The organism is Streptomyces sp. NPDC111516, from assembly GCF_055635345.1.
Map to the genome: position 1 here is coordinate 168,690 of NZ_JBVKBV010000011.1, position 15,213 is coordinate 183,902.

A 15,213-nucleotide genomic window follows, 5' to 3' on the forward strand; every position below is an offset into this window, starting at 1 on the left:
CGACCTCGCGGGGCCGGGAGGCGCTGCCGGTGGGGGTGACGCGACGGAGAGGAAGGTGCCGTCGATGTCCAATGCCACGAGTACCGACCTCTACGAGGTCACGATGGCTCAGTCGTATCTGCGCGAGGGCATGACCGGTTCGGCCACGTTCAGTCTGTTCATCCGTGATCTGCCACCGGACCGGGGCTTTCTCGTCTGTGCCGGGCTGGACCCGGTCCTCGACTTCCTCTCCTCCTATCGGGTGGACGCAGACGACGTCGACGTCTTCGCCACGGTCCTGGGACGACGGCCCGAGGATCTGGCCCCACTGCTCGGCCTGGAATTCAGGGGCGAGGTGCGGGCCATGCCCGAAGGACGCATCGCGCTGGCCGGAGAACCCCTGCTGGAAATCACCGCGCCCCTCCCCCAGGCCCAGCTCGTCGAAACCTACGTACTCAACCAGCTCAGCCACCAGACCGCCGTCGCATCCAAATGTGCCCGGTGTGTGCTGGCTGCCGACGGGCACGCCGTCGTGGACTTCTCCCTGCGCCGCACTCATGGCATCGAAGCCGGAAACCAGGCCGCCCGGCTGGGTGCCATGGTCGGCTTCGCCGGAACCAGCAATGTGAGGGCGGCTCACTCCGAAGGCCTGACCGCAGTCGGCACGATGGCCCACTCGTACATCGAGGCGTTCGGCGCCGAGGAGGGCGCGTTCCGGGCCTTCGCCCGGTCCCATCCGGGCCCGGTGACGCTGCTCGTGGACACCTACGACACCGTGACGGGTGTGGCCACGGCAGCGCGCGTACTGCGCGATCTGGGACTCGGCCCGGGGTGCGCCATCCGGCTGGACAGCGGTGACCTCGGAGCTCTGGCCGTGCAGGCGCGGGCCGTCCTCGATGCCGTCGGCCTCCAAGAGACACAGATTGTGGCGAGCGGTGGTCTCGACGAGTTCGCGGTGGACGGTCTGGTCCGCTCCAAAGCGCCCATCGACACGTATGCGGTCGGCACCCGAATCGGCGTCTGTGCGGATGCTCCCTACCTGGATTCCGCGTACAAGCTGGTCGAGTACGGCGGTCGGCCAGTGATGAAACTGTCATCGGCCAAGGTGACGGCGCCGGGGCGCAAGCAGGTGTTCCGAAGGCCGGAGCACGCGGATCTGATAGCTCTCATCGACGAGCCGCCACCGCCGGATGGCACTCCGCTGTTGGAGTCGGTGATGCGGGACGGGCACCGAGTTTCGGAACGCACGAAGCTGGACAGGGCCCGGCAGCGGTTCGTCACCGACCTCGCGGCGCTGCCGGCCGGGGCCCGCACCATACGGGCACCCACCGCGCCAAGGGCCGAACTTTCGGAATGCCTCAGCTCACTCTCCGCAGATGTCCGCCGGCACATCGAGCAGGACCTGCTGGGCGACACTCACGGAACTCTCTGATCCGCTCTCGCAATCGGACGCAAGGAGTGACCTCGGCCGCCGGAACTGCCCAGTGCCGTGAGATCGCGGAGCTCTCCGGCCCAGGGCCGGATGCGACCGCGGCAGGGGCCGGTCGGCCCATGGCCGTTCGGCGGCTGTCCGGCGATGCTGGAATCGGAAGCCACAGAGGAGGCCACCCGATGAGCGCTTCTCCCACTCGCATCACTACAGCCCTACCCGCCCCGTACCGTGCCCGCCTGATGCAGATCGGGCATGAGGTCAATTTCGACGAGGGAACCCGTCTCTTCCACGAAGGAGACCGCGCAGACCGCTTCTGGATCCTGCGTTCGGGCACCGTCACGCTGGACTTCCGCGTACCAGGAAGCTCCCCGGCCACGATCGAGAACCTCGGGGCCGGCGAACTGGTGGGCTGGTCCTGGCTGTTCGAGCCCTACATCTGGCACCTCGGAGCCGAGGCGATGACGCCTGTCCGTACCCATGAGTTCGACGCGGTGACGGTACGGATGATGATGGACGCGGATCCCGCCTTCGGTTCGGCCATCGGCCATTGGGTCGGGCAGGTTCTCGCCCGCCGGTTGCAGGCCGCTCGGATCCGTCTACTCGATCTCTACGCCCCTCACGGCAGCGGCGGCTTCGTGTGATGCATGCCGCCGTTCCGCCACCGAAGAGCCACGCCCGAGGAGCACGCCATGGCTGCATCCCGGTACACCGTCAGCGACGTCATGACCCACACGGCCGTGGCCATCGGCCGTGAGGCTTCGTACAAGGAGATCGTCGAGCTGATGCACCAGTGGAAGGTCAGCGCGGTGCCGGTACTCGAAGGCGAGGGCCGTGTCGTCGGAGTCGTATCCGAGGCGGACCTGCTGCCGAAGGAGGAATTCCGGCAGGACACTCCGACGCTGCCCGGCCAGCTCGAGGAGGCGTCGAAAGCCGACGCGGTGCTGGCCGAGGAGCTGATGTCGAGTCCGGCCGTCACCGTCCATCCCGATGCCACGCTCGACGAGGCCGCCCGCATCATGGCGCGCAAGCGAGTGAAGCGTCTGCCCGTCGTGAACGGCCTCGGCATGCTGGAGGGCGTCGTGAGCCGCAGCGATCTGCTGAAGGTGTTCCTGCGCCCCGACGAGGAGCTCGACGAGGAGATCCGATCCGCTGTTGTCGCCGAACTCTCTCCTGCGGACCGCGTGGAATTCTCTGTGCTGGATGGTGTCGTCACCCTGCGAGGGCCTCTCCGTAGCCGCTCCCTGGTGCCGCTACTGGCTCGGGCGATTCGCGCGGTCGAAGGCGTCGTGGATGTGCGGATGGAACTTGACTGAAGAGGCATGCGTGTCGCGCAGTGGAGGTACAGCCACGACGAGCCGGAGTTCCAGCCCGCGTCGCTGTGCTTCGTCCGCCGCCCAGGCCAATGACAGGTGCCAGTTCCTCGACGGGTCGATCGGCGACGAGTTCACGGCATTCCGACGCCCGTCATGACTCGCTCCCGTGCCCGGAAACCCGCCGCGGAATGAGCTGCACAGGACAGTGCGCGTGGTGCAGAAGGCTGTGCGTCGCCCGTCCGAGAGTGGGGCCGATGTAACCGGGCGACCGTCGCCCGCCCATCACGAGCAGATCCGCGTGGCGCGTTGCCTCCACCAGCACTCCGGCCACGGTCAGGCTTTTCTCGGCATCCGCCTGCACGGTCAGGGCCGGGAATTCGTCACGGATCCGGTTCGCCACGGCGGTCAGGTGATGGACCTGTTCACCGACGAGAGTCCCGACATCGTCGAGCATGGTCACGGCCGTCCCGGTGAACTCGAAGACGTTCCACACGTGCAGCAGCCGCAGGGCCGCCTTGCGGATCTCCGCCTCGCGCGCCGCGTAGCGGGCGCATTCGGTGTCATGCTCGTCACGGACTGCGACGAGCACTACCCCGGTCTCGGCCCCGTCGTCAATGCCCCTGACCACGATGACGGGCGTCGTGGCGCCGGCGGCGACCTTCAGACCGACGGATCCGAGCATGAGGTATTCGAACCCGCCGAGACCACGGTTGCCCACCACGACAGTGCCGCGGAGGCCCGCGGTCCGGTGCAGGCTGGGGACGGGTGCGCCGTGGCTGAGCTCCGTGGTGATGTGCAGGCCTGGGCAGTGTTCCCCGACGACGGCGGCGGTGTCCCGCAGTAGTTCGCGGCCCGCGTTGCGAACCCGCTGGATGCTCTCCGCCGAAAGGTAGAGAGTCCGGCCGTCCGTGTCGGCTGCGTGAACGATGTGCAGCGTGCTGTGACGGCGTGCGGCTTCGGCCGCTGCCCATAGCGCTGCCCGGTGGGCCGGCTCGGAGCCGTCGACTCCGACGATGACGCAGCCCAGTTCTGGGCTGCCTGCGGTGCCTTTCATGGTTCCTCCTCGCCGAGGGCCACTGACAGGGGCAGCTCTCACTCTGGCACCGCGAGCCCCGAATGAAGAGGGACCGTCAGGGCCGACCGGGGGCCCAACGGTCCCTGTCGAGAGAATCCTGCCGGGACCGAACCTCCGAGCCGGTCCGACTGGTCCCGACACAGGCCCATTCGGCCCTCTTCATCCCGATACAGCCCGTGAATCGTGGTTTCTGAACACGTCGCCCGCATTGGTCCGTGCGGGTCCCCGTGAGAGAGCAGGAGGAGCCTCCATGAGGCACATCAGAGTGGGAGACCTGATGACCGACGAAGTCGTCTCGGTCGTCTCGGCAACCTCTTTCAAGGAGGTCGCGAAGCTGCTCGCGCAGCATGACATCAGCGGACTTCCCGTGCTCGACGACGAGGACCGGGTCATCGGCGTCATCTCCGAGAGCGACCTGCTGAGCCGACAGGCGACGGGGGGCGACGCTCCTGGCGCCGACACCAGAACCATGGTCTCGTCCGGGACCGAAATCACCGCTGCCGAAGTCATGTCGACGCCGGCCGTGACCGTCCACGCGGAGAGGACCGCACCGGACGCCGCCCGTCTGATGACCCGCCGTGCCGTGGACAGGCTCCCGGTCGTGGACGACGAGGAGCGGCTCGTCGGCATCGTCACACGCCGGGATCTGCTGCGTCTCTTCCTGCGACCCGACGCGGAGATACGACGACGCCTCGTCGAGGACGTGCTCGAAGACACCATGGGGATCGGATCCGCCGCAGTCACCATCCATGTGGTGGACGGCGTCGTCACCCTGGAAGGCCGACTGGCGGACCGAAGCCAGATCCTGATCCTGACACGCCTTGCCGAACAACTCGACGGGGTGGTCGCGGTCGTGAGCCATGTGAGCACACACGTGGACGGCCCCGTGCCCGATTCCCCGCCGTGTGCCGCGCACGGACGGTCCGTAGAGCCGTGAATCCCCAGGACCGGGCCTAACGGGGCTGACCGGCCCACATGGCCCCCTCCCACGGTCCTGCCCCGCAGGACGGTCTGAGAACAGATCGCAGATGTGCAGCGCACAGGAGGTTCCCGCCATGCCACGCCTCGTGACAGTCGGTGTCGACGGCTCTCCCGAGAGTCGTGCGGCCGCCGTATGGGCGGCCCAGGAGGCGTCCTTGCGGGAGGTGCCGCTGAGGCTCGTCCACGTCATCGACTGGCCCATAAGCCCGGCTGTCCCGCGACTGGACCGCGAGACAGCCGGCCGATGGGCCGATGAGGCACTTGCCGACACGTTGGGGGACGTACGCCATCGGCACCCGCATCTGGAGATCACCACCCGAAGGCTCTCCGGCAGACCGGCCGGTGTCCTGGCCGTCGAAGCGGCCGATGCCGACCTGCTCGTCCTCGGTTCACGCGGCTTGGGCGGCTTGACGAGATTCCTCGTCGGCGCGGTGGGCACAGCGACCCTCGTAGCCACCGAAACGCCCGTGGCCCTTGTACGGGCCGCGGAAGAACCGCCGAGCAGCGGGCCCGCCCGGTACGGCGAAATAGTCGTGGGTGTCGACATCCACGAAGCTCCCGACAAGGTTCTCGCCTTCGCCTTCGAAGAGGCCGCCCGTCACGGTTGTGCCCTGCGGGCTGTCCACAGTTGGTCACTTCCTCCCGCCTACAGGTCCTGGCCGTTCCTCGACTCCGACGGCGAACGGGAACCCGGCCGGGAGGCCGTGCAGAAACTCGCCGACCTGCTGCTGCCCTGGCACCACAGATTCCCTGCGGTGAGCGTCAGCCGGACGGCGTTCATGGGGCCCGCGAGCAGTCAACTCGTCCACGCTGCTGCGGGCGCGGACCTCCTCGTCATCGGCAGGCACCTGCGCCGCTCTCCCCTGGGCGCGCACCTCGGACCTGTGGCGCACGCGGTCCTGCATCACGCAGACGTCCCAGTGGCCGTCGTCGCCCACGACTGACGACCCCGCACGAAAGGTGAATCGGACCATGATGCACCGCACTGTGGCCGAAGTCATGACCCGGGACGTGGCCACCGCCAGCCCCGAAGCGACACTCAAGACGGTCGCCTGGAGCCTCGCCTACAACGATGTTTCGGCCCTGCCCGTCGTGGATACGCACCACCACCCCATCGGAATCGTCTCCGAAGCCGACCTGCTCCGAAGGCAAGCCTGCCTCCCGGACGCCGAAGGCCGTGATCAATTGCGCGGGACAGCGGCCGTGGATCGCCACACCATGGACGCCCGCACCGCGGGTGACCTGATGACCACCCCCGTGCTGACGGCCCGACCCGAGTGGGGCATCGTCGAGACAGCACGCTTCCTGCACGAGCGCGGCGTCAAGCGCCTCCCCGTCATCGACGACACCGGCGCACTCGTGGGCATCGTCAGCCGCTCCGACCTGCTGCGCCCGATGCTCCGACGGGACGACGCCATACGCGATGAAATCATCGACGAGGTACTGGGCCGTACTCTCCGCATGACGCCCGGTGGCGTGACGGTAACCGTCCAGGAAGGAGTCGTCACCCTGACCGGTGTGGTCCAGGAGCGCTCAACCATTCCGATCACCGAACTCCTGTGCCTCTCCGTGGACGGCGTCGTCAGCGTCGACCAGTCCCTCGAATACGCCGTGGACGATCTGGCACCGCATCCCGGCCCGGCGCCCGGCGCCGGCACTTCCTGAGCGCTCACGCGCAATGGGACGGAAAGAGCCAACCACTTCTCGCGGTTCCCGATCGTGCGGTGCACGGCCATCAGCCGCTTCTCCGCATCCTCGCAAATGACTCCTCCCGTCGATTCCACGAAAGCAGTTGTTCCTGCCCGGGCAACAGGGCCGAACAGTCCCCTGCGGACCCCGAGTGGTCCTACCGCCAGCAGAGAAGGATGCCGACGCTCGGACATACAGGGCCTGGTTCTTGGAGGAACCATGAAGCAGCTGCGTACCGTCGACGACGTGATGACGCACGCCGTCATCCCGGTCAACCGCGGAGCACCGTTCAAGGACGTGCTCAGGGCCATGCGGCAATCGCCTATCAGCGCCCTGCCCGTCGTTTCGAGGGACGGGTGGGTCCCGGCGGGCTCGGCAGCCGTGTACGTCCACGTGTCCGACGGCATCGTCCGCCTGAACGGCACCATCCCCGATCCGTCACTCGGTGACGTGCTGGTTCGTATCGCGCGCACAGTGCCGGGAGTCGTGGATGTGACGGCCCGGTGCGACGCCGACGTTCCGGCGTGAAGGAGAACGACGATGAGGCATCGCAGCGTCTCCGACCTCATGACGCCCACAGCTGTCAGTGTCCAGCGCGGCACGACGTTCAAGGAGATCGCCCGGCTCCTCGACGAATTCGGTGTCACCGCGGTGCCTGTCGTCGACGAGAACGGATGCCCGGTGGGCGTCGTTTCCGAAGCGGACCTGCTCCGCAGGCGCGACTCCGGGAGCGGCATGAACGCCGCAGTCGACCTCATGAGCCACCCTGCGATCACCGCGGCACCCGAGTGGAGCGCCGTCCGCGCCGCTCGCGTCATGGAGGAGCACAAGGTCAAGAGGCTCCCCGTCGTCGACAGCGACGGCAGGCTGATCGGGGTCCTGAGCCGCAGCGACCTCCTGCGACTCTTCCTGCGCAGGGATCACGCCATCCAGGAGGAGATCCTCGAAGACGTCCTGACCCATACGCTCCGGCTCAGTCCCTCGTCACTGACCGTCGAGGTCGCCGACGGTCTCGTGACCCTCAGCGGCACCGTGAGCCGCCATGGTCTCGTCCCCATCGTCCTGCGTCTGTGCCGGAGCGTCGACGGAGTCGTGGACGTGATCAATAGGCTCGACTACGAGCAGGACGACCTGCCGGTCGACGAACGAACGGACACCCAGCGACAGAGGACGACCGACGCCTCGGCACATACACGAGTTCATGACCCGTGAGCTTCGTCGCCGTCCCGGGAACGTCGCCTTCAGGCATTCGCAGGAGACGAATTCCCTGACCGCAGGCAACGCCCGCCGAAGGAAGGCCATCATGAACCAATCCATTGTCGTCGGCCTCGACGGATCCGCAGAAAGTGTCGCGGCGGCCCACTGGGGTGCGCGGGAAGCGCTCCTTCGCGACGCGCCGCTGCACCTCGTGCATGCCGAGGAATGGTTTTCGTCCCTCAGTATTCCTGCCGCCAGGTCCGATCTGCGCCACCAGTGGGCGCAGGCCCTCCTTCGCGAGGCGTCCGAGGAGTTGCTGGAGAAACACCCCCAACTGGAAATCAGCGCCGAATCGTTCGACGGCCGACCGTCCGACGCACTGGCCGGTGTCACAGCAAGCGCGGACATGCTGGTCCTCGGCTCCCGAGGACTGGGCACGCTCACGGGTTTCGTCCTCGGTTCCATCGGTATGGCAGTCATCCACGCCGTGGAGGAGCCCGTGGTCCTGGTGCGCGCGACAGACGACGCAGTGCCGCACAACCGGGCAGAGCACTGGGACCGTGACATCGTCGTGGGCGTCGACATCGGCCGGCCGTGCGACGCCCTGCTCGCCTTCGCATTCGATGAGGCAGCACGGCGAGGCTGCACACTCCATGCGCTGCACAGCTGGATGCTGCCCCCTCTGGCGGGGTCCGGGGCCGCGTACAACCCGGAGGTCAATGCGCAGATCGCGCAGAGCATGAACACCGGCCTGGACGACGTGCTGAAGCCCTGGCAGGACATGTACCCAACGGTCGGTCTCGACGCACAGGTGAGGGTCGGACATGCCTCCGAGCAACTCCTGGAGGCAGGCGCCGAAGCAGGCCTCGTAGTCGTCGGCCGCCGCATCCGCCGCTCCTCGATCGGTACACATATCGGCCCGATCACTCACGCGATCCTCCACCACTCCATCGCGCCCGTCGCCGTCGTCGCTCACGAATAGGGTCCCGCAGCGCAGCGCCCCGAAGTCCGGCCCCTCCCGGCAGCCAGTGGCGTGCAGCAGTACACCGTCTGCACGGTCCTCCGCTCGGGTGAAAGCTGCGGTCACGCCCTCCGGCTGGATCCTCGTGGCGCCATGACCACCGAGAATCGGCCCTCCGCCGACCATGCGGCCACGATCACGGAGTGCACGGTGGATGGATCCCTCTCGCTGATTCTGCTCCTTCTCTTCCTCTGGGGTCTGTACTCGCAGCGGCTGGCACGCGTCGAACTCACCGCCCCCGTAGCGTTCGTGCTGCTGGGCCTGCTGCTGACGGAAGGACTCGGCGTACTCGACCTGGCCCCCTCACCCGGGACGGTACGAACGCTCGCCGAGGTCACACTGGCCTGGGTGCTCTTCACCGACGCCGCGCGGTTGTCCTACCGGGCCCTGCGCCCGGAGCTCGGTCTGTATGTGCGACTTCTCTTGCTCGGTCTGCCGATGTGCATCGGCCTCGGCACCCTTCTGGCCATGGGCCTGCTCCCCGGGGTGTCGGGCTGGGCTGCGCTGTACGTCGCGGCTGCACTCGCTCCGACGGACGCCGCGCTCGGCGCCACGATGATGGTCAATCCAGTGGTGCCCGTGAGGATCCGCCGGCTCATCAACGTCGAGAGCGGCCTGAACGACGGCATCGCCACCCCGTTCGTCGTACTCGCCCTCGCCGGAGTCGGCGCGGCCGGAAGCACGTCGAACACCCATGCGTCCGGAGACGCACTGGTAGAACTCGCCATCGGCCTGGTCCACGGCACGGTGCTCGGGCTGATGGCCGGGGGGCTGCTGCGCTCCGCCCTGCGCAGAGGCTGGGCCACCGAGGCCGGCACCGGGTCGGGCGTCCTGGCATTGGCCCTTCTGGGCTACACCTCGGCCATCGCGATCGGCGGCAACGGCTTCATCGCCGCCTTCACCACCGGTCTGGCTTTCGGGTCGACGCAGAACGCCCCACAGCGCGTACTGTCGTTCGTCGAACAGTCTGCTTCGCTGTTATCCGTACTGGTTTGGCTGCTCTTCGGTGCTGTACTGGTACCGGCCGCCGGGGCTCACCTCACCTGGCAGGCAGTGCTCTACGCGGTGCTGAGCCTGACGGCGGTACGCATGATGCCAGTAGCCCTGTCCCTGATCAGCAGCGGTCTGGACAGAAGAACCGTCCTGTTCATGGGCTGGTTCGGCCCCCGTGGGCTGGCATCAGTCATCTTCGCTCTGCTGGCGGTCGAGGAACTGGACCCGTCGGCCTCACCGACGATCGTCCCGGTGGTCACCTGCACCGTGCTGCTCAGTGTCCTCGCGCACGGCATCACGTCCGCTCCACTCGCCCGACGCTACGGAAGAGCATCAGCGGCCACCGGCGCGCCCACCGCAGGCCCGGCCATGAACGAACTGCCCATCCGTGGCATGGCGACAGGCACCGCCCCTGACCCTGGTCGCACACCATGACGCTCTGGTACGACTGTCCACTGCCAGTACTTGTACGTGCCGGTTTCGGCGTCCTGCCGGGCGCGCGAACGGATCCCTAAGCCCCCCGGTAAAGGCGTTCGAGGTCAACAAGCAGGACCTCGCCGCGAGCGTGCGCCGCATGCAGCTCGGGACTGAATCCCGAAGCTCCGTAGAGGGCCGGTCGGACGCGGCTGAGATCTTCACGGGAACCAAGCGCGTCCAGTACGTGCCTCAGGCGTTGAAGATGGTGGATGTCCATGCTGGTTTGCCAGCGTGCGAGCCCCACCGACAGAAGGGGGCCTCTCATACGGCCGTCCCGACGGCGGACCACGACCTCGGCGTCGAGCCCGGCAGTTGCCGACGGGTCGCCGAGGGACCCGTACGACGCCGTGCCACGTTCGGCGCCGAGAGCAGCCCAGTCGGCGAAGCAGGCCGCCCAGTCCCGGCAGATCTGAGCAAACCGGGGCCCGGCGACGAGGGTGTTGAAATCGGTTTCCGCGTCCGCCCACACCGTCTCGGTGTCACTCTGTTCGAGAGCGGCCCTACGCGGACGTGCCACGGCGTACTCGAAGGCGAGGAGCGGGTCCGCGATGTGGTGGCGTGTGATCCCCGGCTGCAGTCCGTCCGTCTGGGATCGGAGCAGGCCGTGGTCACGGAGGACGGCCAGAGCGCGCGAGGCATCAGTGAGCTGCTGCCCCAGGAAAGTGGCGATTTCGCCATGGGTCGTGCAGCCTCTGGCCAGGGCGGCGAGTACGGAATGGCAAGCCCCGCGGCTCCAGAGCCCGGTCTCCTCGTCGAGGAGGTGGCGGGCTTCGTGGAACAACGGCGTGCACGGATTCAGGACGGTGCGGCAGACCCAGGCGTCGAAGTCGTCACGATCAACGGGAACGTCGTCCCCCACGTAGTCGTGCCGGTATGCGGGCGTACCGCCGACGACCGTGTAAACGAGAAAGGCGAGCCTTGGGTCGTCGATGTCCCACAGTTGCGCTGCCCTACGGAAGTCCAGGGGCTGGATGTCGAGCTTCAGAGCGGCAAGAGCACGCAAGGGCGAGGAGGAGGCGAACAGCCGGGTCATGACCGGTGTGGTCTCACCACCGAGCAGCAGTCGCGCACGGTTTTCCAGCGGCGGTCGGTCGAGGTGCCGGAGGGCACCGTGGATGACGGACGGCAAGGCCGGGCTCGCGGCCACGAGGTCCGGGAACGAGTCGATGATGACGGGCAGCGGCCCGGTGTCACCCAGCGCCAGCAAGGCGTCGAGGCCCTCCTTCCAATCACGCCAGTGACTGGGCCGTGCGACCTGCCGGTATCGCGAGTACTCCTCGCCCACCCTGCGCAAGGACTCGGCTTCGGTGGCTTGCTGGCCGCAGAAATAGAACCCTCCCGTGGCTCGTGCCACCGATTCCAGCAGGAGCGTCTTGCCCTGGCGAGGGCGCCCCATGACGACGCCCAGGTCTGTTCCCGGGTGCGGATCTCTCGAAAAGGACATCAGGGCTGCCCATTCGTCATCCCTGTCGAAGAGCCGATCGGGCTTGGCCGACCGCTCGGGGTCCACGATCGAGGTCTGTCGCTGTCCGTGTACGGCATTCACACCATGCACCTCCGGAACCAGCTGAGGCAATTTCATTCTCGGACTCGTGACCCTCGGGCGCGCGCTGTGGCGGCCCTCGTTGTCGCGGCGGGGCGTGCGGAATCCGCGAGGGGCCAGCGCACGGGCTCACGGGCTCACGGGCTCACGGGCTCACGGAACCAACGTTGCTCACCCGTGGCCACGGTCACCAGCCGCTCACTGGCAGACACACGCGCAGACGGGGGTGAATCGGGAGTGGGGGACCCGAATCCCCAACCGGCCCGGTAGCAGGCGGACACGGATGTCCTGGTGCCGATGACCGTTCTTCGCAGTACTCCGGCGTTCCGTAGGATTCGCGCCTGGTGATACCTGGAGGGCCTCGGCGGGCGGCCGACGGTCCCGGATCGGACGGTCCATGGGTCCACGCCGCGGCTTCTCAGTTGCCACGCTCGGCCTGGGCCCCTCGTGCGCTTGCCTCCAGCGCGGACATCAGGTCCACCGCTGGCGCCGCCTCCGGCGGCTCGGCCGGCTCAGCGCCGCTGGCCTTCGCGGCGATCAGCTGTTCCAGGGCGGTCCGTACTCGTCATGGATCTTGCGTTCCTCGATGCCGGTCAGCTCCCGGATCAGCACCTCGGCGAGCTCCAGCTCCCGGTCCGTGACCGGTGCCGCCGGAGCCAGATCGCCGGGTTCACGCAACTCGTCCTCCCAGAGCAGGGTCTGAACGACCAAACAGAAATCGAACACGTGCTCTAATCGATCCATGGCGCGAATGGCTTCCCCGACGACCTGGTGCAGATGCAGAGCGACTGGGTCCGCACCTACGAGGAGCCTCGCCCGCCGCTCCCCTGCGACCGGCACGACGGCGCTCCGGCGCCGCCTGATCCTTCTGTCGTGTCGTCTGGCCGGTCACCGCTTCTGGACGGAGGCGGGCCGATCGCCGGCAACCTGGGGGAGCTGCGGCACTACGCCCGTGCGCGCGGCCGGACGGAGGCGGCATGAACCAACGGCTCGCCGAGGGGGTGGCGAGTGGGTCAAACCGTGCAAGGTTTGCGTTCCGTCGACAGTCGCCGCAATTGATTTTTACGCATGAGGGAACAAAACGCGCCAAGGTCGAATTTTCGCCTCTGGCGCACGTGTTCGTCCCGCGCTTCACTCCTGACCCATGAAGAGTAAGATCACGTCCATGCTCGCCGGACTGGTGCTGGCCGCCGGTTCGGCGCTCGGCGCGAGCCCGGCGGTCGCTGCCGAGCCGGTCGCCACGGAGTTCGGCACCGACTGGCACGACCCGCTGACCGCGGCGCCGCCCGTCGCGAAGCCCCCGACCCGCTCCTGCCAAGTCACCGTCGCCGAGGCACAGTTCCGCGACTTCACGCCGTACAGGGGCAGTTACACGCCGCCCGAGGAGTGCGGCGACCGCTGGAGCAAGGTGGTGCTGCGCCTCGACGGAAAGATCAAGGGGCGCCAGTTCGACCGGCTCGGCTACCTCCGCATCGGCGGCGTGGAGATGTTCCGTACGTCCACGCCCGAGCCCTCGGTCGACGGCATCAACTGGTCGGTGGAGAAGGACGTCACGCACTACAGCGACACGCTTCGCCGCGGGCAGGACGTCGACATGCTCATCGGCAACGTCGTCGATGAGACGTACACCGGCGTCATCGACGTCAAGGTCACGCTGACCTTCTACGCCGCCGAGGGGCGTACGAAGCCGGCGGCGACGCCCGACAAGGTGATCCCGCTGGACGGCGCCCGGCTCACCACACCGCGCAACTCGGAGCGCATCGTCGCCGAGGTGTACGCCACCGGCTCGGGCGGCGGCTGCGAGGAGTTCTGGTACCTCACCGTGCCGGACTCCGCTCCGTACTCCTGCAAGGCGGACAACGGCCCGTACCGTGAGGTGCAGATCAAGGTCGACGGCCAACTCGCCGGAATAGCCGCACCGTTCCCGAACGTATGGACCGGAGGATGGTCCAACCCCTTCCTCTGGTACGTCGTTCCGGCGCCGCGTGCCTTCGACGTGAAGCCGATCGAGTACGACCTGACGCCGTTCGCGGGCATCCTCAACGACGGGCGCGAGCACCGCGTCGAGGTGTCCGTCGCCGGACTGCCCGCCGGACAGAGCGGCTGGAGCACGCCCGCCAACGTGCTGGTCTGGCAGGACGAGGGCAGCGAGCACGTCACCGGGGCGCTCACGAAGCACGATCAGAGCGACCTGGCCAACTCGACGACGGTCACGACCGGTTCGTTGAACCGGCTCGACGCCAAGGGCGGCCACCGGCTGACCGTCGCCGGCTATGTCGACACCTCGCACGGGCGCGTCGAAACCACCGTCTCGCGCACCCTCGCCAACACCTCCGTCCACCGCTGGACGGAGGACGAGAACACCGACGGGCTCACGGCCCGCTGGGACGACGACGAGACGGTGACCGTGGACGGCCGGGGGCCGGCGCGCGTCGCGCACACCCACCGCGTCTACACCATGGACGGCGAGATCACGATCGGCACGGACAACCGGCTGCGCACCGTCCTCGAGCTCGGGGACCGCGCCGACACCTCGGTCGTCCGCGCCGGCAAGCGCATCTCCTGGTCGCGGCTCGACGACACCTACACCGGCGACGCCGCCTGGACGCTGGATGTCCCGCGTGACCAGCGCCATGCTGTCGGCACGTCGAGCGAGCGCTACCGGCTGGACGGGTCGGAAGGCTGCTACGACCGCACACTGCGGACCGAGCAGGGCACCCTGACGGAGGACCGTACGGGCTGCTGAAGTGACGCGGGGCCCTGCGCGCGCAGGGCCCCGCGCACCTCGCCGGAGCTATGCCGGCACACGATCGTCCTGCCGCAGCGCACCGCGCACGGTCAGAACGAAATGAGTGCCCAGTCGGCGCAGTTCCCACAGCGAGAGAAGCGTGGCGGACAGCGGCAGCCCGAAAGGAATCGACGCCAGCAGGGCCGGAATCAGCACGATCTGGAAGATGCCCGCCTGCGGCAACATCTTCATCGCGTCGGTCATCAGGACCCACAGAATGAAGAGGGAGCCGAACAGCACCCCCATTCCCGTCGCCGGGCTGCTCAGCCCGGATCCACCGGCTTGATGTCTGTGGACAGTTTCGCGGGGAACGAAGAAGTGCATTGTGACCTGCGATGATGGGGTTTCTCTAGGACCACATCAGGCAAAATCAGCAAGGCACTTCCGAGATGCAAGCTTCCCATGCCGCAGCGGCGGTCTCATCCGCGTTCGACGACCCGGACCTGATCGCGTACGGCGGCCTGGGGCCGGTGGTGCGGTTGGCCGAGCGGTGCGGTCTGCCCGCACTGGTCGGGGAGTACATTCGTCTGCCGGCCTCGGAGGACGGCACCGGTGCCTTCCCCGCGGCGAAAGTGATGTCGCTGGTGGGCGGCATGTTTCTTGCCGGAGCGATTGCCTACGCTTCGAGGTGCTCTCTATCTTGATCTCACCTACGTGGTTGAGGGGGCTACATACGGTGAACGGGCGGACCCATGAAAACCAAAGAGTCATCCATCGACGTGCGC

16 protein-coding genes are annotated in these 15,213 nt (G+C 67.7%); 12 read left to right on the forward strand and 4 right to left on the reverse strand.

Annotated elements, in window-relative coordinates:
- Positions 1-64 precede the first annotated feature (64 nt).
- The 3 genes from ACZ7L9_RS21965 to ACZ7L9_RS21975 all read left to right on the forward strand — a co-directional run bounded on the left by ACZ7L9_RS21965 (position 65) and on the right by ACZ7L9_RS21975 (position 2,724).
- Positions 65-1,411, forward strand: a complete 1,347-nt coding sequence (locus ACZ7L9_RS21965; protein ID WP_471417217.1) for a nicotinate phosphoribosyltransferase — start codon at positions 65-67, stop codon at positions 1,409-1,411.
- Between the two features lie 179 nt (positions 1,412-1,590).
- Entirely contained in the window at positions 1,591-2,052 is a 462-nt protein-coding gene (locus ACZ7L9_RS21970; RefSeq protein WP_471417219.1) for a cyclic nucleotide-binding domain-containing protein, read from the forward strand.
- A 48-nt stretch (positions 2,053-2,100) separates the two neighbouring features.
- Positions 2,101-2,724, forward strand: a complete 624-nt coding sequence (locus ACZ7L9_RS21975; RefSeq protein ID WP_471417221.1) for a CBS domain-containing protein — start codon at positions 2,101-2,103, stop codon at positions 2,722-2,724.
- A gap of 151 nt (positions 2,725-2,875) precedes the next feature.
- Here ACZ7L9_RS21975 and ACZ7L9_RS21980 read toward each other — a convergent pair whose 3' ends face one another.
- Complete coding sequence (locus ACZ7L9_RS21980; RefSeq protein ID WP_471417223.1) at positions 2,876-3,778, reverse strand: universal stress protein; 903 nt, start codon at positions 3,776-3,778, stop codon at positions 2,876-2,878.
- Positions 3,779-4,049: 271 nt separating this feature from the next.
- Between ACZ7L9_RS21980 and ACZ7L9_RS21985 the strand changes: the two genes are divergently transcribed.
- The 7 genes from ACZ7L9_RS21985 to ACZ7L9_RS22015 all read left to right on the forward strand — a co-directional run bounded on the left by ACZ7L9_RS21985 (position 4,050) and on the right by ACZ7L9_RS22015 (position 10,115).
- Complete coding sequence (locus ACZ7L9_RS21985) at positions 4,050-4,736, forward strand: CBS domain-containing protein (protein WP_471417225.1); 687 nt, start codon at positions 4,050-4,052, stop codon at positions 4,734-4,736.
- A gap of 118 nt (positions 4,737-4,854) precedes the next feature.
- Complete coding sequence (locus ACZ7L9_RS21990) at positions 4,855-5,724, forward strand: universal stress protein (protein ID WP_471417227.1); 870 nt, start codon at positions 4,855-4,857, stop codon at positions 5,722-5,724.
- A gap of 28 nt (positions 5,725-5,752) precedes the next feature.
- Positions 5,753-6,445 carry a CBS domain-containing protein gene (locus ACZ7L9_RS21995; RefSeq protein ID WP_471417229.1) on the forward strand — a complete coding sequence of 231 codons (693 nt, stop codon included), beginning with the start codon at positions 5,753-5,755 and terminating at the stop codon, positions 6,443-6,445.
- 243 nt (positions 6,446-6,688) lie between these two features.
- Positions 6,689-6,997, forward strand: coding sequence for a BON domain-containing protein (locus ACZ7L9_RS22000; RefSeq protein WP_471417231.1), 309 nt, complete (start codon positions 6,689-6,691; stop codon positions 6,995-6,997).
- Positions 6,998-7,009: 12 nt separating this feature from the next.
- Complete coding sequence (locus ACZ7L9_RS22005; RefSeq protein WP_471417233.1) at positions 7,010-7,681, forward strand: CBS domain-containing protein; 672 nt, start codon at positions 7,010-7,012, stop codon at positions 7,679-7,681.
- Between the two features lie 91 nt (positions 7,682-7,772).
- Positions 7,773-8,648, forward strand: a complete 876-nt coding sequence (locus tag ACZ7L9_RS22010) for a universal stress protein (RefSeq protein ID WP_471417235.1) — start codon at positions 7,773-7,775, stop codon at positions 8,646-8,648.
- A 132-nt stretch (positions 8,649-8,780) separates the two neighbouring features.
- Positions 8,781-10,115: a cation:proton antiporter domain-containing protein gene (locus ACZ7L9_RS22015; RefSeq protein WP_471417237.1), complete on the forward strand. Its 1,335-nt coding sequence runs from the start codon at positions 8,781-8,783 to the stop codon at positions 10,113-10,115.
- Between the two features lie 76 nt (positions 10,116-10,191).
- On the opposite strand, the gene ACZ7L9_RS22020 is transcribed toward ACZ7L9_RS22015, so the two are convergent.
- Entirely contained in the window at positions 10,192-11,703 is a 1,512-nt protein-coding gene (locus tag ACZ7L9_RS22020; RefSeq protein ID WP_471417239.1) for an AAA family ATPase, read from the reverse strand.
- 534 nt (positions 11,704-12,237) lie between these two features.
- On the reverse strand, positions 12,238-12,411 hold the full coding sequence (locus tag ACZ7L9_RS22025) for a hypothetical protein (RefSeq protein ID WP_471417241.1): 174 nt from the start codon (positions 12,409-12,411) through the stop codon (positions 12,238-12,240).
- 433 nt (positions 12,412-12,844) lie between these two features.
- Between ACZ7L9_RS22025 and ACZ7L9_RS22030 the strand changes: the two genes are divergently transcribed.
- A complete protein-coding gene (locus tag ACZ7L9_RS22030) occupies positions 12,845-14,446 on the forward strand; it encodes a peptide-N4-asparagine amidase (protein ID WP_471417243.1) in 1,602 nt (533 codons plus the stop codon).
- A 48-nt stretch (positions 14,447-14,494) separates the two neighbouring features.
- Here the strand turns inward: ACZ7L9_RS22030 and ACZ7L9_RS22035 are convergent, their stop codons facing one another.
- Positions 14,495-14,728, reverse strand: coding sequence for a hypothetical protein (locus ACZ7L9_RS22035; protein WP_471417245.1), 234 nt, complete (start codon positions 14,726-14,728; stop codon positions 14,495-14,497).
- Positions 14,729-14,877: 149 nt separating this feature from the next.
- Between ACZ7L9_RS22035 and ACZ7L9_RS22040 the strand changes: the two genes are divergently transcribed.
- The gene (locus tag ACZ7L9_RS22040) at positions 14,878-15,132 is read left to right on the forward strand and encodes a hypothetical protein (RefSeq protein ID WP_471417246.1); all 255 of its coding nucleotides are present in this window, start codon (positions 14,878-14,880) and stop codon (positions 15,130-15,132) included.
- The last annotated feature ends 81 nt before the right edge of the window (positions 15,133-15,213 follow it).

Coding starts and splice junctions, on each gene's coding strand:
- ACZ7L9_RS21965 (WP_471417217.1), top strand. CDS start 65: ATGTCCAATGCCACGAGTACCGACCTCTACGAGGTCACGATGGCTCAG.
- ACZ7L9_RS21970 (WP_471417219.1), top strand. CDS start 1,591: ATGAGCGCTTCTCCCACTCGCATCACTACAGCCCTACCCGCCCCGTAC.
- ACZ7L9_RS21975 (WP_471417221.1), top strand. CDS start 2,101: ATGGCTGCATCCCGGTACACCGTCAGCGACGTCATGACCCACACGGCC.
- ACZ7L9_RS21980 (WP_471417223.1), bottom strand. CDS start 3,778: ATGAAAGGCACCGCAGGCAGCCCAGAACTGGGCTGCGTCATCGTCGGA.
- ACZ7L9_RS21985 (WP_471417225.1), top strand. CDS start 4,050: ATGAGGCACATCAGAGTGGGAGACCTGATGACCGACGAAGTCGTCTCG.
- ACZ7L9_RS21990 (WP_471417227.1), top strand. CDS start 4,855: ATGCCACGCCTCGTGACAGTCGGTGTCGACGGCTCTCCCGAGAGTCGT.
- ACZ7L9_RS21995 (WP_471417229.1), top strand. CDS start 5,753: ATGATGCACCGCACTGTGGCCGAAGTCATGACCCGGGACGTGGCCACC.
- ACZ7L9_RS22000 (WP_471417231.1), top strand. CDS start 6,689: ATGAAGCAGCTGCGTACCGTCGACGACGTGATGACGCACGCCGTCATC.
- ACZ7L9_RS22005 (WP_471417233.1), top strand. CDS start 7,010: ATGAGGCATCGCAGCGTCTCCGACCTCATGACGCCCACAGCTGTCAGT.
- ACZ7L9_RS22010 (WP_471417235.1), top strand. CDS start 7,773: ATGAACCAATCCATTGTCGTCGGCCTCGACGGATCCGCAGAAAGTGTC.
- ACZ7L9_RS22015 (WP_471417237.1), top strand. CDS start 8,781: ATGACCACCGAGAATCGGCCCTCCGCCGACCATGCGGCCACGATCACG.
- ACZ7L9_RS22030 (WP_471417243.1), top strand. CDS start 12,845: ATGAAGAGTAAGATCACGTCCATGCTCGCCGGACTGGTGCTGGCCGCC.
- ACZ7L9_RS22040 (WP_471417246.1), top strand. CDS start 14,878: ATGCAAGCTTCCCATGCCGCAGCGGCGGTCTCATCCGCGTTCGACGAC.